Origin of the sequence: Bacillus sp. BP-3 (genome assembly GCF_028401955.1) — a bacterium.
Classification (GTDB): Bacteria; Bacillota; Bacilli; order Bacillales; family Bacillaceae_G; genus Bacillus_A.
Window position 1 is genome coordinate 1 of sequence record NZ_JAQOTJ010000013.1, and the last position, 18,569, is coordinate 18,569.

Here is an 18,569-nt window from a genome sequence, read left to right on the forward strand (position 1 = left end):
AAAAACTATATAAAGTACGGTGTTCTACTATTGAACGGAGTTTTGCGGATGCCAAGGAACTACATGGCTATCGATATACTCGGTTTCGAGGGCTGAAGTCTGTCCAAATGCAAGCATATCTTACCGCAGCTTGTCAAAACATGAAAAAAATAGCCCTTCACCTGACCAAAAGCGGTCAGGTGAAGGGCTATTTTTCTTATTTTTATCATTTTCTAGTTCTTTTGTTCATTAACAAATCAATAATTCCCAGAGTGTCGGAAACCCTGAAGGGTTTCCCAACACTCTGGAAAACGAGGGAGATAATCCCTCGTTTTTATTTCTCTGAAATGGGGAATATGTTAATACATCATGAAAAAATTAGCTTTTTGGCATCGGAGTAGGCGTCGGTTTTGCATAGCCTTCTTTATATTTATTATCAATGTATTTTCGAATTTCAAGTGGTGATTTTCCTTTTTCTTGTAACCTTGCCGATTCTAATGCGATTTCAAGGCAATTTACACAAGTTGTTGCATGAGAATCCCAAACAACTTGGCCATCTTTTTTGATTTCACGAATGAAACAGTTTTTATTGCTTTTATGTCCTACGCTCTCACCGCATCCACAGTAGCATGGAATCCATTGAAGTAATTCGGCATGTTGTCCTGCCACAGCGTAAATCTTTTTAATTTGCGCATCTTGTTCCGATAAGAAAGAAGGAAGTGTGTCGATTCCTTGTGTTGTTTCGGCAATATCTCTTTGCTCTTCTGTATGATGTTGATGTGATGAGCTCGTTTCTTTTACTGGTTGTTTTTGTGCAGCGTTGTTACAGCCGATCATTGTAAATGCAAGAATTCCCGTTATACAACATAATAAAAGTGGCTTTTTCATTGGGATTCCTCCTTTAGTTTCCTCCGAAAATGGACAGGTATATAAACATATATTAAGCGCAGTCTAATTTTAGAAGTAAAAAAGAAGGAGTGAATGCACACTCCTTCCTTATCTTGCTTTTTTCATTTTTAATTCTGTTTTTAACTTCTTCATTTCTGCCTGTATATCCTCTTTTTTCACATTTAATTTTTCAGCAATTTGTTTTACATTCATACCGTCTTTCTTCATTTTTAAAACGTCATTTAAAGGTGTGTTACTTTTTTGTGAAATCATGTTGAGCGCTGCAAGTTGGAACAAAGATACTTCATAGTCACGCATTGTTTGTTTCACTTGATCTGGCGTTGATTTTTGCATGTCTGCTACTTTTTGAAACAATTTTGCTTTTGCCTCTTTACTCATATGATGTTTATGCAGTTTCTTCTTATCAATGCCAAAGTGCTTAGCAGTCTCTTTCCAATTCTGGTTTTGCTTATAGTAGTCTAATACAGTGTTTATATCTTTTCCGCTTAACTTAGCAATGCGCACTGCTTTCCTAATTTCACGCTTTTGATATCCTTTTTCGGTTAATGATTTGTATTGCTCTTCAGAAATGAATTTATGGTGCTTTGTTTCTGCTTGTGAGTTATTTGTAGAAGCGTATGCAGTTAGCGATGTTGCTCCGCATAATAATGATACCGCTAACATTCCTGTTACTAGCTTTTTCTTCATGTTTGATCACTCCTATATGTATTTTGTTATAGCTTATCCAAAAAGTATGACGAAACTATGAACAAATTATGTTTTAAATAGGTACAAATTGAAAAAGCGAAGTCAAAAATCTTTTCTATCTAGGGAGGACGAGAGTATTAGCGGTCATGTTTTGTTCAGCATGGCAGCGACTAATGTGTTGGGAAATTAAAATGGGTTTATATATAAAGAGAAGTAGAGAGTTGTTTCTATATGATAAGAGTTTTAAAATGAAGAAAAAGATTTCGAGGAATGGAGAAGATGCTGCGATGCATGTATTAATTGTAGAGGATAATGAGAGTGTGTGTTCCATGCTTGAAATGTTTTTTATGAAAGAAAACTTTCAAGCAACATTTGTCGCAGACGGTTTAGAAGCGTATGCATTGTTTCAAAAGAAAGAATGGGATTTGCTTATTATAGATTGGATGATTCCAGGGATGGACGGTATAAAGCTATGTCAAAAAATAAGAGAAAGCAGTGACGTTCCTATCATTATGTTAACCGCAAAAGATAGTGAAGCAGATCAAGTGCTAGGATTAGAAATTGGGGCAGATGACTATGTTACGAAGCCGTTTAGTCCGCTTACATTAATCGCAAGGATGAAGGCAGTTGTCCGCCGTCTAACAAAAAAACAGGTAAAAAGTGAAACGAACCATTTTCATATTAATGAAGAAACGAGAGAAGTATTTTTAGATGGTGAGAAAGTGAATAATTTAACACCAAAAGAATTTGAACTACTCGTCTTTTTTACGAAGCATCCACGCCAAGTATTTCGAAGAGAGCAGCTTTTAGAACGCATTTGGGGCTATCAATTTTACGGAGATGAACGAACGGTGGATGTACATATTAAGCGGCTTCGTAAAAAAATTAGGACTGACTCGCATATATGGATTCAAACTGTGTGGGGCGTTGGTTATAAATTTGATGAAGCGGTAACTGGCTATGAAAAGGATTAAATATTTTTATCAGCTGTTGTTTAGTTACATTTTTGTTTTTCTTGTTGCCTTTATTTTATTAAGTGTGATGTTTTTAAGCTTAGCTGAAAATCTTGCTTATGAGACAAAAGTAGAAGAGCTTACTTCTTATGGGACAAAAATTATTGATGAGCTTGAGAAAAAGGAAATGGATGTTCATGTTGTGAAACTAAAACATTTTTCTAGTCTATTACGTGCACGTGACACGAAGTTTTTCATCTTTAATGAAAAGGGAGAAATTACGCAATCACCAGTTCATGTAAAGAAAAATCCATTGTTAAGCGAGAAAGAATGGAAGAAAATTCAACATGGTGAAACATTGAAAATAAAACGAGACGTAAATAGATTTGAACAACCTGTATCCATTGTTGCGCTTCCATATATGAGAAATGGTGAACTGCAAGGCGGTGTGATGTTAACAGCTCCCATCCACAACACACTTGAAATCATTACGGAATTAAATCGTTATTTGTTTATTGCGGCAGGCGTTACATTCCTAATTGTACTTGTGGTTAGTATTTTTTTCTCACGCTCTTTAGTCAAACGGGTGCAGCGTCTTCGCAGGGCAACTGAAATGATCGCAAAAGGCCAGTATGATGTACATATTCCTATTGGACAATATGATGAAATTGGTTTGCTTGGAAACGATTTTAACAATATGGCGCAGCAGCTTCATAAAGCACAGACAGAAATTGAGCGTTTAGAAAAGCGAAAACGTCAATTTATTGCAGATGTTTCCCATGAATTAAAAACACCGCTTACGACAATAAATGGTTTAGTAGAAGGGATGAAGAATGACTTCATTCCAGAGGAGAAAAAGCAGCGCTGTTATGAAATGATGGAACAAGAAACGAAGCGATTGATTCGTCTTGTTAAGGAAACGTTGGACTATGAAAACATTCTTTCAAATGAAGTTACACTTCAAAAAGAAGAAATTGACGTAAAGGAAATATTTGAAGTCGTTAGTGAACAATTAGAACTGCAAGCAGAAGAAAAAGGAAATAAAATTGAAATCGCTGTCCCGGCTCATTTATTTGTTTACGCTGACTATGACCGATTGCTGCAAGTTTTACTAAATATCACAAAAAATAGTCTGCAATTTACAGAGAACGGAACGATTTTATTACGAGGAAAAGAAGAAGGACAAACAATAATGATTGAAATTGCAGATACGGGCATAGGAATGAAACAAGAAGAAGTCGCTGCCATATGGTCGCGTTTTTATAAAGCAGATGCTTCTAGAACGAATAGCTATGGTGAATTTGGATTAGGATTATCGATTGTAAAGGAACTCGTGAAACTGCACGATGGAACGATTGCAGTAACGAGTGAACAAGATAAAGGAACAACGTTTATCATACGTTTTCCGAGACCATGAAAATCGTCTTACATAAAGTAAGGCGATTTTTTTGTTGCGTTAGGAAAAAGATCTAATCTGCCCATCAAGCTAAGATTTTGAAGCATCTCCAAAACGAAAATTTTCTCTGTCTATGGGAATCCGGTTTATATTGATGTAGCTTTGGAATAAAGTTTGATCAAAATAGGTTTCTTTATGTCAATTTTTCAACTACTTCACTTTTAAATTATTCTTGTTTTTCTTGAAATTTTTTCACCTCGACACCATCTATAGATGACATCGCATTCATTTCTGTTTCTTTTTAAAATTGACAGGACATTATATTACATTTATACTGTCAGTAACACATTACTGTTAATGACAGTATACTGTTATTAACAGTAATGATTTTAATGTTATGATGACAAAAAAATATTTTTTACATTTAATTCAGGAGGTTAGATATTTTATGAAACATACAGGGAGACATACAGGTGCATTTCTTTTGCTGTTTTTAACAGAGGGAGATAGCTATGGAGGGAAACTTCTGCAGAAATGTGAAGAAGAGCTTCCCATTAATCCAATTGATAGTGCCATCATCTATCGCACACTAAAAAAATTAGAGAAAGAAGGTGCTGTTGAGTCTTATTTGGATACATCTGATCAAGATAAGCCGATAAAAATGTACAAAATTACTACAGTTGGAAAAAGAACATTAGAAGATTTTCAAATAGATATTGAAGAAAAAATTAAGAATTTATCATTTTTCTTAAATAAATATAAAAAATGGAAGGGGTATGACCATGATTAATGGTACGATCCTTTACACTATAGCTATTATTCTTATCAGTATTTCTTTTGTAAAGGATAGAAATAAAACAAAAGATGCTCTATTAAAGTCATGGAAAATGTTTCGTAATCTTATACCTTCTATGCTATCAATTATGCTTTTCGTGGGACTATCACTATCTATATTAACGCCTTCTTTCATTTCTTCCATCATTGGGGAAAAATCTGGATTCATCGGTATTGTTTATTCAGCAATAATTGGCTCTGTTGCACTCATTCCAAGCTTTATTGTGTTTCCTCTAGGAAATACATTAGTTCAAAATGGTGCGGGTCTCCCTCAAGTTGCGGTATTAATGTCTACATTAATGTCAGTAGGAATCACAACTTTACCGATGGAACAAAAGATATTTGGGCGAAGTTTTGCTTATTCTCGTAATGCATCTGCATTGTTAATGTCTCTCATATTCTCGTATATTATTTGGGTGGTGATGGTATGAATGAATTAAAAAGATATCGTTTCTTTTTCATTTTACTATTGGGACTCATTATATTGACTTTTATAAACCAATCGCTCGGCTGGAACGCATTTCAATTAACAGGAAAAAGTATTTTAGATATGCTGTTTCTACTTCCTCCTGTCTTAATATTCGTAGGGTTACTTGACCAGTGGGTGAAGAAAGAAACATTAATTAAATATATGGGAGAAAAATCTGGCATCTATGGCATCTTGTTCTCCCTATTACTAGGAGGAATTGCAGCCGGTCCTCTCTATGTTGCTTTTCCAATCGCGGCACTTTTATTAAAAAAAGGAGCGAGCATACGCTACATTGTATTTTTTCTAGGAGTTTGGACAACTGCAAAATTACCGGTTATGGTGTATGAATTTGCTTCATTTGGAGCTAAATTTACACTCATTCACATTTGTTTTGGTCTATTATATTTCTATTTAATGGGTATTATTTATGAGAAGTTTTATGACCAACGACAACTGTTAAAGTATGATATAACTAAAGAAGTTTAGATTTAGACTAATAAGTCTTTAAGTCCTTCCATCCCAGATTCTTTTGTCTATGTTTCATGATACAAAATTAGTCTTGCAGGAAGCTTCTGATACAGTCCGATATAAACCTCAGGAAGTTCATATGTTTCACCTGACTGTAATTGCTCCATATCTAATGGGATGTACTTAGAGTGCTTTTTTTGCTTTAGGTACATTCAAAATCTTAGACATATAATAGCTATCAACTAAATCCTCATCAATAATACAAGAAGCTCTTTTTATTCCCTCAATCTCATAATCCAGTATTTTTTGTTACTTAGAAAAATCTGTTCTTCTAAAACCAAATCATTAACATTTTTAAATTAAAAACACGTGAAATTCTCGTTTTGGGGTATTGAATTTTTCCTAAGTTGATGGCGATAAGGTGATACCCCAATTCTTTCTATACATGTTCATAAAAAGAAAAGAGTTTTTGGGTATTAAATATTGATTTATATAATGAAACTGACTTATAATTGAAATTGATAATCTTTATCAACTGAGGAACGTATACATATAGATAGAAAATAATGAAGGAGAGAAAAGATGACAACTTATACTTCCATCGCAACTGTTGTGAAAGAAAGAAGATCTATTCGTACATTTATAAATCAAGCAGTAGAAAAAGAATTACTAATTGAACTATTAAATGATGCAACGTGGGCACCAAATCATAAACACCGCGAGCCGTGGCAATGTAAATTATTTATAGGTAACGGCAGAAAAACATTAGTAGACGCTGTTTTAAGCTCGTTTTCAGCAGAGGAAAGAGAAAAGCGCAGAAACATGTTAACAGAACGGTTTATGAATACACCAGCTCAAATTGTTGTTTATATGGATGAAGACCCGCGTCAAGTACAGCGTGATGAAGACTATGCTGCTGTATGTGCATTTATACAAAACTTCCAGCTTCTAGCTTGGGAACATCGATTAGGAACTGTTTGGAAAACAGGCGGACTGATTTACAATCCTGAGTTTATGAAAGCAATCGGTTTAACGAAAGGACAGCGAGTTGTTGGCATTTTACATGTTGGCTATTTTGATAAAGTACCAGAAGGGAAAGAGCGCACGCCGATTACGGAGAAGTTAGAGATTTTTGAGGGATAAAGTGAAATTCCCATCAGTGGGGGGCTTCATCCTTCATTGATGGAAATCCTGCCCAATTGGGCGTTGGTTTGAAATAAAGTTTGATTAATAGAAGAAAACCACGCATTTTGAACAAAGATTGTTCAAAATGCGTGGGCTTTATTTGGGATAGATTTAGTTTTTATAAAAAAGATGGATCATTTTCTAACAGTGTTATTTCACAGTCACGGCTGATTCTTGAAGAACGGTCCATCATTATTATCATAACAAAATGCCATTAAGGTTCATCTAGTTATTGAATTCATTAACTGGAAGAAGTATTCAGGTTTATGAGTCTTATGTAGGTTATACCATGAATGCAATGTATCTGGTGCAAATACATCTAAAATTTTCAGTACTTCCGTCGCAAATTCCAAAGGAGCTATTCCTGATGCAGTAACCAAATTCTCATCAGATACTGCAGGTCCCATCTCATAAAATTTTTCTCCTTTATAATTAGGACAGACCATTTTAATATACTCTAAGTTATTGCTTGTATGCTTTCTAGAGTCTAGGTATCCGATATTCGCCAGTCCCTCAGTTGCACCACAAATTGCAGCAACAATAGTGCCAAGTTTTAAAGCTTCGCCAATTTTTTTCAAGATAGGTTGATGAATATCTTCTCCCCAAGTATTCCCTCCGGGTAAAACGATAAGATCTTTACTCTCAAGTGTACATTCATCAAGGGAAATGTCTGGTTTTATATTCAGTCCTCCCATTGTAGTAATCATTTCTTTAGTAATTCCTACTGTAACTACTTTTAAAGGTGCTAAATCTTTTTTGAAATATCTTCCTGAGTTTAGTTCAGCAATTAAATATCCATATTCTCAGTCTGACATTGTATGAAATACATAAAGATAAGCTTTTTTTGTTTGCATCCAATCACACTCCAATTACAATTGATATCGCCTATTATAAAATAACTTCCCTGACAGCTAACGTCAGGGAAGTTATCATACTTGATGAAATTGTATTAATTCCGACAGAATTTCAATAAGTCTTTTCTTAAGACTTACTGGCTCAATAATTTGAATGGATTTACCGTACGGTAAAAGTAAATAAGGTACGTATGTATGTAGTATATCTTTTTCAAGCAGGAATACACCTTGATTTGAAGTTCGTTCATGTAAATAATTTCCCAAAAACCAATGTTGGCAAACATCATTTAGCGTACTGTTATTTCCACTAATAACTAAAGAAATAATCCTTTTCTTATCTTCCATAGTAGGAAGGAGGTTTTTCAAGAAAAGGTCACGTGCCGAAAAATTTTCTGGCCGGTTAAACTTATTTCCAGTTAGCATTAGATTTTCAATTCTCTCTACTCTAAAACTGCGGATATCGTTTCTAAGATGACAAAATCCAATCATATACCACTTATTATTCCAATAAATAATTCTGTATGGATCAACCAATCTATACTTTGATTGCTCTTCTCCACTTTTATGGTATTGAATTTTTACAGAGTATCCGTCAGCCACGGCCTGCTCCAGCTCCTTCAAGAAGGGTTCCATCGAGAGGGAATTTATTCGATTTATTACTTCAAGACTGGTTACATGTTGGTTTATCTTTGTTTCCTGCTCTTCGTTTGAATATTTGCCTAGCTTTGAAATAGCCCTATTTAGTGCTTCTCCTCCATAATACCCGGCCTCTTCTGCAAAAACAGCAGCATGAAATAGTGATGTTTGCTCCTCAGAATCAAAAAAAAGAGGAGCTTCAATAAAATTATTCAATAAAGTATATCCGCCGTTATGTCCTGTGTCTGAAATTATAGGTACACCACTTGTCGAAAGTGTATCAATATAACGATATACAGTCCTAATATTCATCTCTAACTTTTCTGAAATTTGTTTTGCAGTAATTTTTTCACCTGAGCTAAGCATCCATAGAATTGCTAGTACATTGTCCATTTTAGGCATATAAAGCCACCTCAATATGGAATTGATTATCTATCATATAAGTTTTTCCCCTTAATTAGTGTTAAGTAAATTTTACTGCCTACGAATAGCAGAATAACAAAGAAGGATGCATGAGCATCCTTTTTTTGTTATGCGAGTTCTGCGGGAAGAGTGAACGTACCATCTTCATGTTGATGTAATGGGTAGATGTTTGTAACGGTACTTGTATGAATGACACCGTAAATGTGCGGATATTGTTCACCGTTTGTAGCTAATTCATATTTAATTTCTGCTTGTACACGTTCGGCATCAATTGCTAACAATACAAGAGAAGGCTCTGATGCAAAATGTTTATGAGCAACCTGTAATGATTGGTTAAGGAATGAACAGTGAATGAAGCCTTCTTCGTGTAAAGAAGGTTCGACAATTACTCCTTTTTCCTTTGCGTTCTCCCATGCTTGTATTGTCATAACTTTCATGATTGTTTTCATAGTATTGTCCCCTTTGTAATGACGATTTTCCTAAAGCAAATTTTACATGTTTTTCAGATGAATCGCATCTAAAAGATAGGAGAGAGTTTCTTTTATCCTCATGAAAGCTTGTTTCTATTCATACACTTTCATAAGGGAATGTGTAAGGAGGGAAAAGAGATGAGAAGCAGTGAGGATAAAGTGTTGCAATATGCAATTGCGGAAATTACAGAAATCGCCACAGGGTTTGGATTAGATTTTTATCCGATGCGTTATGAAATTTGTCCAGCAGACATTATTTATACATTCGGTGCGTACGGGATGCCAACGCGTTTTTCGCATTGGAGTTTTGGAAAACAATTTTATAAGATGAAGCTTCACTATGATTTAGGGCTGAGTAAAATATACGAGCTCGTCATTAACTCGAATCCGTGCTATGCCTTTTTATTAGATACAAACTCACTCATTCAAAATAAACTGATTGTCGCTCACGTATTGGCGCATTGTGACTTCTTTAAAAATAATATTCGATTCTCTAACACAAAACGGGATATGGTCGAAAGTATGTCGGCAACGGCAGAGAGAGTGAAAAATTATGAACACAAATATGGAAAAGCGGAGGTCGAAACGTTTTTAGATGCAGTGTTGGCTATTCAAGAGCACATTGATCCTTCACTTATGAGACCAAAGCTGTCGTGGAGTGCAGATGATCAAGACGAGGAAGAAACGATAAAAAAGACACCTACGCCATATGATGATTTATGGAACTTAGAAAATCGAAATAAGAAACGCGAATTGCCTAATGCACGGAAGAAAAGAAAAATTCCACCGCAACCAGAAAAAGACTTACTTCTCTTTATTGAACAATACAGCCGCGAACTAGAAGAGTGGCAGCGCGATATTTTAACGATGATGCGTGAGGAAATGCTGTACTTCTGGCCGCAGCTTGAAACGAAAATCATGAACGAAGGCTGGGCTTCGTATTGGCATCAACGCATCCTCCGCGAAATGGACTTAAGCTCAGACGAAGCAATCGAATTCGCAAAATTAAATGCAGGAGTTGTGCAGCCATCAAAAACAAGCATTAATCCGTATTACCTCGGTATTAAAGTTTTCGAAGACATCGAAGAACGCTACAACAACCCGACAGAAGAAATGATACGCCAAGGCGTAAAACCAAACTCAGGAAGAGAAAAAATCTTCGAGGTGCGTGAAATTGAATGGGACGTATCATTCCTTAGAAATTACTTAAACAAAGAACTCGTCATGCGTGAAGATATGTATTTATTCCAGCGCCAAGGAAAGGATTATAAAGTCATCGATAAAGAATGGGAAAATGTTCGCGATCAGCTCGTGAATATGAGAACAAATGGTGGATTTCCATATTTAGTTGTTGAAGATGGAGACCATTTAAAAAACGGCGAATTGTATATTAAGCATTGTTATGAAGGAATTGAGCTCGATTTGAAATATTTAGAGAAAGTGTTGCCGTACATTTATCAATTATGGGGAAGAACGGTGCATATGGAGTCGATTGTGGAGAGTAAGAATGTTGTGTTTTCTTATGATGGGAAGATGGTGCATCGGAAGTATGTGTGAGGGCCGCTGGAATCAGCGGCTTTTTTCATTGGCAGTGTATAAGAAAAGTATTTACATATCATATTTCCTCTTAAATTCAAAAATCTCATCAACAGCCTGACAATACCCGCCTGACTTTTGAAAGGATTCGCTAATGTTGCCAACTTCTTTTAGGAAAGAAGGATTGTGTAATACTTGGTCCGCAGTTTCCCAAAGTTGGTTAGCTGTTAGCCTGTTCATACTTAAATTGATACCTGCTCCGATAGTGGCAACGCGCTGAGCAACAACAGGTTGATCCGCACTTTGTGGGATTACAATTAGCGGAACACCGTAATAGAGACCTTCATGGGTACTATTCATTCCACCATGTGTGATAAATAATTTAGCGTATTTTAGCACTTCGGTTTGTGGAACATAATTTTTTACAATGAAGTTTTTAGGGATATCTTCTAAATCAGATATTTGAACTTTTTGCCCAATAGACATGACAACAGTATGATCAGTGTTTCCAAATGCCTTAAAGCAAAGCTTATAAAAATCAATTGCTTGGTTAAAGACGGTACCTAGTGAAATGTAAATTGGGCTTTTTCCTTTAATTGTAGTAAGGTCGAAGTTTTCTTTCGTTAATCGTGAAGAGAGGGATGGACCTACAAATTTGTAGGTTTCGTCAAATATTTCTCCAAAAGGTTGAAACTCTCTAGTTGTATAAACGATTGTAAATGGTGCAGGGTTACAGAAAACTTCATAAGGAGAACTGATTTCAACACCATATTTTTCTTTAATTTTTGTTTTCAGGTTTTGAAACTCATTATTTATCTCTTTAGCGATCTCTGTTGGGATTTTTTGTGAAAGATGTTCTAACGTTCTTTCAAATGATAGTTCAGTTTGAGCAAAAGATGTACACGAATTAATTGCAGGGAGCTTTAGAATTTGGGAAAGTAAACGTCCACAACCAAACATAGAATCGTGAATGATGTAATCAAAATGTTCTCCCTGAATCTGTTCAAGAACGCTAGGTATAATGATATCCGCCGTATGTAAAAGACCGTTGATTCTTTCAGGTAAATAATCTCTTCCGCCTGAGATAAAGGCTTTTAAAAATTTTTGATCGTCAAATGTTCGTACAGTAGCTCCCGTCTTTTCAATACGTTCTCGAAAAGCTTCTATCGTGAAGTACACTACTTCTTCTCCGCGTGAAATAAGCTCTTGTACAACTCCAATTGTTGGATTGATATGCCCTTCTGATCCGCCATTAATAAATAAAACACGTGTCATTATAATCACTCCTTAGGTAAAATGTTCTCTAAATTGTGTAACACTATCCCTTACCATTACTTCATTCAATTACAAGTATCAGAATATAATAGTTTTGTGTCTTCTATGTGATCGTATGTTAGAAATTAAATTTTACATAAAAAGCAGCCGATAGTCGACTACATTTCAAAGTTGAAAACCATTTCAAATACACTACCAATGAAATTAAAGGATATTCCTGAACTTGAAGGAATCAAGAAAATGGCACAATTAGCTGAAACACATTGGGGTGTAAATACTGACCAATGGCTTACGATCATGTTAGATAAATACAAACGAAATATAAGACAGTTAACAATTGATTTAGAAATTCAGTTATTTCAAATTAATGAAGGCTCATTTTCTGGAATACCAATGGAACCATTTTCAGAAATAGCTTTAGATATTAAAGAAAAACTGAATGACGGGCTTGCTTTTTTTGGCGGTTATACGAATGGTTATGTTGGTTATTTACCTACAAAAGAAGAATATAGATACGGAGGATATGAAGTAGAACTCAATCCTGTGGTGTATGGACCAGTTACAAATTTATGGATGCCTCCAGAAGAGAATACTGCTGAGCTTGTAGTGGAGAAAGTCATGGAACTGTATAATTCTTAAAAACTTTATAATCAAGTACAGCATCTTTATAGAAAAAGGGCTTGGAAATAATCCAAGCTCTTTTTCTATAGTTTTCTTAAGTAGTATATTTAATTTTGTGCACCTATAATTGATTGAATATTCAGCTAAATGTTGATAGAATTTATATAGTAATTTTTGGAAAGTTAAGATGTATATAGGAGGATAGGGCGTTATGAAAACAATCACAATCCAAAAAGTAACCACAGCAATCACACAACTCATTCTAGCTGTCGCAGGTATTCTTTGTTTAAGTTCACTACCAAGTTTGTTTAAAGGAATGGAAATTGATATAAATAATTATTTCAAAGCTCTTGGGGGCTTATGTAAAAAGCTATTAGATTTTTCTCATTTGACGTATGGGAAAAGTTTACGGCCGATATTTCCGCAAGTTTTTGAGTTTTATTGGCAGTCTTTGTGGTTATTTATGCTGTCACTTTTCATTTCGATTGTATGTGCTTTTTGTTTTACCTATCTGATTATTCGTTTTTTCTATGAGAAATTGAAAAGAATGAAGTTTGTGTTGGTTATATTAGAATCAGTACCTGATTTGTTTATCATTATGTGTTTTCAAATTTTGGTGCTTTGGTTATTTCAAAAAACGAATATTATGGTGTTTAATATTGCCACGACATGGCAGGAGAAGTCTATTTTGATGCCCGTTGTTTGTTTGAGTATTCCCCCTACGATTATGTTAACTCGTATTTTCCTGCTGCAAGTAGAAGCAGAGTTGCAAAAAGATTATATTGCTTATGCTCGTGCAAAAGGCTTAAATTTCTATCACATATTTCGTCATCATGTGCTCCGCAATGTGTTGTTTACGATGTTTCATTATTCCAAGACGATTGTATGGTTTATGTTTTCCAATTTGTTGATGGTTGAATATTTGTTTAATGTTCCTGGCATTGTGTATTTTGTTTTGAAATATCCGTTTCCAGAAGTGTTTGTTGTGACGCTTTTATTGTTATACATTCCGTTTTTCATTATTTACAAAGCGTATGATCTATTTATACCTGCTGTTATGAGAGGGGAGGAAGTGTAGGTGATCAAACATCTTGTACGGGAAAAGCAGTTTCTGTTCAGTTTTTTGTTTTTAGTCATACTTGTACTTGCTAGTATTGCGAATACAATCTTCAATGATGGTCAAATTAGGCAAGTGACAGCCCTTTATAAGAACGGGAACTTGATTGGAGCGCCGCCATTTCCCCCATCTACTCAGTTTTTACTAGGTACTGATATGCATGGGTATGACTTACTCCATGTCATTATACAAGGTGCAAAGTTCACCATTGGTTTATCGGCTTGTATTGCCATGTTGCAGGTCGGATTTGCAATTGTGTTTGGCGTCGGAATTGGTACGTTTCTAAAAAGCTGGAGCAGTAAGATTGAATCGTTTTTTGATAGTTTTACGATTATGCCGCTGACGATTATTGCGTACTTCTTATTAGTAAATGTGATGTCGATGCCGATAGATGGATTTCAGCAGCCTTTTTATCAACGTGCTCTTTTTGAAATGTTTATTCTTACTATTCTTGCACTTCCTACAACGTCATTTTATGTAGCGAACGAAGTGAAAAAACTATTCACAACAGAGTTTGTGGAAGCTGCCGCTGTATTAGGCGGATCAAAGTTTCACATTTTACGTAAACATATATTCCCGCAGCTTCGTGCTACGTTAGTCATCTTATTAGTGCAGCAATTCAATAAAGTCCTTCTCGTTTTGGCGCATTTAGGAGTATTGAAGATGTTCTTTGGCGGAACAGTTATTGACCACAGTCCTGCAAAAGAACCCCCGCAGACGTTATCATTTGAATGGTCTGGGTTAATTGGGGATAAGTTTCATATGCTTTCTATTCATCCTTGGATTGCTCTCGTTCCAATTGTCTTTTTCTCTTTGACAGTCGTTGCGGCTAATTTGATGTTAGTAGGATTGCAAAATGCATTTGAAAAATCAAGTGCTTCAAAAGTGCAGAAAGTAGATTATGATGTAGTGGAAGAAAAACAGACTTCTAATTTTTAAGATGGAGTGGAGAGATATAAAAAAAGCCCGATAAAAAATATCGGCCTTTTTAATAGGATTAAACACTCTTAGTTGCAAAATTCATTTCTTTTTGTAATCTTATAAACGAACGGTACATGCCAATTCTCCAAGAGACGATCATTGCAAAAGCAAGTAAGAAGAACATACCACTTAATTGTCCTAAATCAATTGATTGACTTAAATATTCTTTCATACCGAGGCGGACAACGAGTAAACCGACTAAAATAAAGATAAATGCTTTAGAAGGTATTAAATAGATGTCTTTTCCGCGTATTTCAAATTTTGATGTTTTAATAAGAAAAATAGAGAAAAATAAACCAACAATAACTGCTTCTAGAATTTCAGTTGATGTTAAGCGAAATTCTGGTAAGAAGTACATGCATGCGCCCGTACTCATAAAAAATGGCGGGAGTATAATTTTTTTCAGTGTTACAGGTTTCTTTGCTGATTTTAAGCGAAGAAACATCATTCCAACAGCCATACAAAGAGCAATAATACTTGATAAAACAGCTAAGCTCATGTTTGACCTCCTTTTATCCTTTGAACGATTTTTTTAATAGAATCATAAACCAAACGAGAGCGGCACCCATAATTGTATGAGACGTTCCTGCAATGTGACTTAATCCTTTAAAATCAGCTCCATTGAGTTGAAGAAGTCCGCGGGTCGCCATTGAACCAATTGTTAAAACTAATCCTACATTATAGACGATGAACCACATGTTAAAACTTTTTGCCTCATGGAATGCAAATGATTTTGATAGAGCAAAGGCAAGCAAGAAGAATATAAATCCAAGAACTAGCACATGTGTGTGCAACTTGTATAGCGATGTAGTACCTTGAATTCCTTGCGCTTTTGAATATTCTCTCGCGAATACGCCTGATAATAGACCGATAATTAAATAGGTGAATGCTGCATTATATAACTTTTTCATCATATACCTCCTAGGTAGCATTAGCAATGTTTATTTTTGGATAGTAGACTGCGATTATTAGTGGTTTGTCATTCCGTATATAAGGCCAGAAATATATGGGATTAGCCAAATGAACCAGACGATAATACTTAGCTTGTGGAATATTGTCATCATTTTTGTATCTTTTTTGATTAACACAATTGTTGCCCAAACAGCATGGAATAACATTAGTAAAATGGCTGCTAAGCCTGTGATTCCATGGAAACTGAATAGGGAACCTGCGTCTGCCATTTTTTCCATTAATGTCGTTCCGAGCGTATCACATACGAGGCCAAGCCAAAAAATGATGACATGCCAAGGTTTTAATGTCTTTTGGAATTTTTCACTCCATACGCCAATTGTATAAAAAATGAGTGCAGCTGTAATACATGCAATAGCAGATGCTAACACGTTCATCATTCCTTTCTAACTGTCATGTTCCTTATATCAAGCATGTTACATGAGAATTATGAATAGAATATGAACGCAATATTACATATAAAATTGGCGTGATTATTATATTTAAATTGTATTATGTTGTAAACAAAAAATGAAGAGGTACTTGTGAATAAAGAAAAAACTTTCTTATTCCCTATGGAAATAGGGATAAGAAAGCTTTTATATTTATTGTGATTTACACTTCGTTTTCTCGTAATAATTTTCCGTCGCGAAGTGTTAAAATTCGATCGCATACATCAAGCATTTTTTCATCGTGTGTAATCATAATCGCTGCTTTTTTATTTTTCTTCACTTCTTGCTTCATTAATTCAACGACTTCTCTTGCACGTTTTGAATCAAGACTAGCAGTAGGTTCGTCCGCTAAAATTAAATCTGGATCATTCATAAACGCACGAGCGATAGCTACACGTTGTTTTTCACCGCCTGAAAGTTGATTTGGATGATGATTCATACGATGTCCTAATCCAAATGTTTTCAGTAATTGTTCCGCAAGCTTACTTGCTTCTTTTTTATCTTCTCCTTTTAACTTAGCGATATACAGAAGTTGTTCTTTCACTGTTAAGAAAGGTACAAGATTTGCGAATTGGAATATAAATCCGATTTTTCGTAAGCGAATATCGGTCATTTCTTTTTCTGATAAGCTTGTTATATTTTGACCTGAAACATAAATGTTTCCTTTTGAAGGAGAGAGCAGTGCACCCGCAATGGAAAGTAATGTACTTTTCCCTGAACCAGATGGACCAACAATACCGATAAACTCGCCTTCTTTTACATCTAACGTAATTGGATGCAGGGCAGTTACTTCTGTTTCACCTTGGCCGTATGTTTTGCTTACTTGATCAAGCTTTAATAATGACGTTGGGTTATCCCATTTTACTTCCGTTACCATTACATGCCACCTCCGATTGCTTCTAATGCATCTACTTTTAATACTTGATATAGAGAAATTAATGTACCCAGTATACTAATTACAATAAAGGCACCTGTATATTGCAAGATTGTTGTTGTTGTTAATAAGAACGGCATACTCGCTGGTAAAATAGCTTCTACCGCAAAGATTAAGCCAATGCCGATGATAAGAGCAACACCAGTTAAGACGATAGATTGTACAACTAACGTATTTGCTAAATATGAGTTTTTCGTTCCGATTGCTTTTAATACACCTAATTGATGTGTTTTTTGTAATGTAATGACATAGAAGAATACGCCAATTAACAATGCTGAAATGACAAGTAAGAACGTGATAATCATTGTTAATGTTCCTTGTTCTTCTTTATAACCTGGAATACTTTGTAGTACTTCTTTTTTATCAACAACTTTTGCATTATCGATTTTTTTATCAGTATTTAGAGCGATTACACTGTAATCTTTTTGATTTGGCAGTGCGATAGCGTCCCATACATTTTCATTCATGTGAACAACAGGTGAATGACTAAACATTTGATTTTGCGAGAATCCGACAACTTTGAAAGTCTTTTTAGAAATAGGATCTACTAGTTGATCCCCAAGTTTGATTCCTTTTTCTTTAATTGATTCATCAGCGACAACTTCATTGTCTGCTAGTGTACCATTTTTTCCTTCAATTACTTTTGGAGCAATGAATGAATCTTGTTTACTTGAGAAAATAGCAACATCAACTTTATTTGAAGTTCCTTCTTTTTCGAATGTTGATACTTTAATATGCATTGGAACTGCATCTTTTGCATCAACTTGTGCCAATACTTTATCGACATCTTCTTTCTTAATTTGCGAGCGTAACAATTTACCATCCGCATCATCTGATAGTATAAATTTATTTGCTTTCATTTCGATAATAGAAGAGGCATTATCATGAGATAAACCATTTGCTAGACCTGATATGATAAGTACAAGAAATGATAATAACATCATGATTGTACCGATTAATCCGTAACGTAATTTCGATTGTTTTAATTCTTTAAGTGCTAAAAACATTGGGTTCGTTCCTCCTTGTTTCGTTCTATGCTCTTATCATAAAGAAGAAATATGAACGGAATATGAACAGAAAGTTACAAAAGACGAGTTAAAAAAACAAAACCCTTTTCTTTTTAGGTGGACAAGAGCGTCTGGCCGTGCTTAGAGCGGTCAGGGCCTTTTTTTCGCCACTTGCCAGGGCATTGAAAAAGGCCATTAAAAGAGAAAAAGAAGATAACTCTCTATTATATAGAGGATTATCTTCTTTTTGATTTCTGTATATTGTGCAGGTTATTTTGCTACTTCTTGTTTCGGAAGGTAAATAGAAAATGTCGTTCCTTCTCCAAATTCACTATCTACTGTGATTGCTCCGCCATGAAGATCAATAATTTTTTTATAATCGAAAGACCTAATCCACTTCAGTTTACATTTCTGTTTCGGGCAGTATCGACTTTA

General features: G+C 35.1%; 19 protein-coding genes and 3 pseudogenes. 11 read left to right on the top strand and 11 right to left on the bottom strand.

Features of this window, described 5'->3' with window-relative positions:
- Positions 1 to 176, top strand: a pseudogene (locus PLX19_RS18515) (transposase); the annotation flags it as partial.
- A 181-nt stretch (positions 177 to 357) separates the two neighbouring features.
- On the opposite strand, the gene PLX19_RS18520 reads toward PLX19_RS18515, so the two are convergent.
- Positions 358 to 816 carry a PCYCGC motif-containing (lipo)protein gene (locus tag PLX19_RS18520; RefSeq protein ID WP_442869069.1) on the bottom strand — a complete coding sequence of 153 codons (459 nt, stop codon included), beginning with the start codon at positions 814 to 816 and terminating at the stop codon, positions 358 to 360.
- A gap of 159 nt (positions 817 to 975) precedes the next feature.
- Complete coding sequence (locus PLX19_RS18525) at positions 976 to 1,575, bottom strand: hypothetical protein (protein WP_272190246.1); 600 nt, start codon at positions 1,573 to 1,575, stop codon at positions 976 to 978.
- A gap of 287 nt (positions 1,576 to 1,862) precedes the next feature.
- On the opposite strand from PLX19_RS18525, the gene PLX19_RS18530 reads away from it, so the two are divergent.
- From PLX19_RS18530 to PLX19_RS18560, 6 genes are all read left to right on the top strand, one after another.
- Complete coding sequence (locus tag PLX19_RS18530; RefSeq protein WP_272190384.1) at positions 1,863 to 2,549, top strand: response regulator transcription factor; 687 nt, start codon at positions 1,863 to 1,865, stop codon at positions 2,547 to 2,549.
- The gene (locus PLX19_RS18535; protein WP_272190248.1) at positions 2,536 to 3,945 is read left to right on the top strand and encodes a sensor histidine kinase; all 1,410 of its coding nucleotides are present in this window, start codon (positions 2,536 to 2,538) and stop codon (positions 3,943 to 3,945) included. The genes PLX19_RS18530 and PLX19_RS18535 overlap by 14 nt, the downstream gene beginning before the upstream one ends.
- A 427-nt stretch (positions 3,946 to 4,372) precedes the next feature.
- Entirely contained in the window at positions 4,373 to 4,714 is a 342-nt protein-coding gene (locus tag PLX19_RS18540) for a PadR family transcriptional regulator (protein WP_272190249.1), read from the top strand.
- Positions 4,707 to 5,189, top strand: a complete 483-nt coding sequence (locus tag PLX19_RS18545; RefSeq protein ID WP_272190250.1) for a hypothetical protein — start codon at positions 4,707 to 4,709, stop codon at positions 5,187 to 5,189. Before PLX19_RS18540 ends, PLX19_RS18545 begins: the two co-directional genes overlap by 8 nt.
- Positions 5,186 to 5,713, top strand: a complete 528-nt coding sequence (locus PLX19_RS18550; protein WP_272190251.1) for a permease — start codon at positions 5,186 to 5,188, stop codon at positions 5,711 to 5,713. The genes PLX19_RS18545 and PLX19_RS18550 overlap by 4 nt, the downstream gene beginning before the upstream one ends.
- A 564-nt stretch (positions 5,714 to 6,277) precedes the next feature.
- Positions 6,278 to 6,838 carry a nitroreductase family protein gene (locus tag PLX19_RS18560; RefSeq protein WP_272190252.1) on the top strand — a complete coding sequence of 187 codons (561 nt, stop codon included), beginning with the start codon at positions 6,278 to 6,280 and terminating at the stop codon, positions 6,836 to 6,838.
- A gap of 263 nt (positions 6,839 to 7,101) precedes the next feature.
- On the opposite strand, the pseudogene PLX19_RS18565 reads toward PLX19_RS18560, so the two are convergent.
- The 3 genes and pseudogenes from PLX19_RS18565 to PLX19_RS18575 form a co-directional block, all read right to left on the bottom strand.
- Positions 7,102 to 7,734: pseudogene (locus PLX19_RS18565) on the bottom strand (type 1 glutamine amidotransferase family protein).
- A 75-nt stretch (positions 7,735 to 7,809) separates the two neighbouring features.
- On the bottom strand, positions 7,810 to 8,772 hold the full coding sequence (locus PLX19_RS18570) for a helix-turn-helix transcriptional regulator (protein ID WP_272190253.1): 963 nt from the start codon (positions 8,770 to 8,772) through the stop codon (positions 7,810 to 7,812).
- Between the two features lie 128 nt (positions 8,773 to 8,900).
- Complete coding sequence (locus PLX19_RS18575) at positions 8,901 to 9,242, bottom strand: DUF952 domain-containing protein (RefSeq protein WP_272190254.1); 342 nt, start codon at positions 9,240 to 9,242, stop codon at positions 8,901 to 8,903.
- A gap of 159 nt (positions 9,243 to 9,401) precedes the next feature.
- On the opposite strand from PLX19_RS18575, the gene PLX19_RS18580 reads away from it, so the two are divergent.
- The gene (locus tag PLX19_RS18580; RefSeq protein ID WP_272190255.1) at positions 9,402 to 10,820 is read left to right on the top strand and encodes a SpoVR family protein; all 1,419 of its coding nucleotides are present in this window, start codon (positions 9,402 to 9,404) and stop codon (positions 10,818 to 10,820) included.
- Positions 10,821 to 10,871: 51 nt separating this feature from the next.
- Here PLX19_RS18580 and PLX19_RS18585 read toward each other — a convergent pair whose 3' ends face one another.
- Positions 10,872 to 12,074 (bottom strand): macrolide family glycosyltransferase, encoded by a 1,203-nt coding sequence (locus tag PLX19_RS18585; protein ID WP_272190257.1) that lies wholly within the window; start codon positions 12,072 to 12,074, stop codon positions 10,872 to 10,874.
- Between the two features lie 159 nt (positions 12,075 to 12,233).
- Between PLX19_RS18585 and PLX19_RS18590 the strand changes: the two are divergent.
- The 3 genes and pseudogenes from PLX19_RS18590 to PLX19_RS18600 form a co-directional block, all read left to right on the top strand.
- Positions 12,234 to 12,713, top strand: a pseudogene (locus PLX19_RS18590) (neutral/alkaline non-lysosomal ceramidase N-terminal domain-containing protein); the annotation flags it as partial.
- A gap of 193 nt (positions 12,714 to 12,906) precedes the next feature.
- Positions 12,907 to 13,773 (top strand): ABC transporter permease subunit, encoded by an 867-nt coding sequence (locus PLX19_RS18595; RefSeq protein WP_272190258.1) that lies wholly within the window; start codon positions 12,907 to 12,909, stop codon positions 13,771 to 13,773.
- A complete protein-coding gene (locus PLX19_RS18600; RefSeq protein WP_272190259.1) occupies positions 13,774 to 14,751 on the top strand; it encodes an ABC transporter permease in 978 nt (325 codons plus the stop codon).
- 58 nt (positions 14,752 to 14,809) lie between these two features.
- Here the strand turns inward: PLX19_RS18600 and PLX19_RS18605 are convergent, their stop codons facing one another.
- The 5 genes from PLX19_RS18605 to PLX19_RS18625 all read right to left on the bottom strand — a co-directional run bounded on the left by PLX19_RS18605 (position 14,810) and on the right by PLX19_RS18625 (position 18,134).
- A complete protein-coding gene (locus PLX19_RS18605) occupies positions 14,810 to 15,292 on the bottom strand; it encodes a CcdC family protein (RefSeq protein ID WP_272190260.1) in 483 nt (160 codons plus the stop codon).
- A gap of 13 nt (positions 15,293 to 15,305) precedes the next feature.
- Positions 15,306 to 15,704 carry a DUF2871 domain-containing protein gene (locus PLX19_RS18610; RefSeq protein ID WP_272190261.1) on the bottom strand — a complete coding sequence of 133 codons (399 nt, stop codon included), beginning with the start codon at positions 15,702 to 15,704 and terminating at the stop codon, positions 15,306 to 15,308.
- Between the two features lie 57 nt (positions 15,705 to 15,761).
- Positions 15,762 to 16,133 carry an HsmA family protein gene (locus PLX19_RS18615; RefSeq protein ID WP_272190262.1) on the bottom strand — a complete coding sequence of 124 codons (372 nt, stop codon included), beginning with the start codon at positions 16,131 to 16,133 and terminating at the stop codon, positions 15,762 to 15,764.
- Positions 16,134 to 16,356: 223 nt separating this feature from the next.
- On the bottom strand, positions 16,357 to 17,070 hold the full coding sequence (locus PLX19_RS18620) for an ABC transporter ATP-binding protein (protein ID WP_272190263.1): 714 nt from the start codon (positions 17,068 to 17,070) through the stop codon (positions 16,357 to 16,359).
- Positions 17,070 to 18,134 (bottom strand): ABC transporter permease, encoded by a 1,065-nt coding sequence (locus tag PLX19_RS18625; RefSeq protein WP_272190264.1) that lies wholly within the window; start codon positions 18,132 to 18,134, stop codon positions 17,070 to 17,072. The genes PLX19_RS18620 and PLX19_RS18625 overlap by 1 nt, the downstream gene beginning before the upstream one ends.
- Positions 18,135 to 18,569 lie beyond the last annotated feature (435 nt).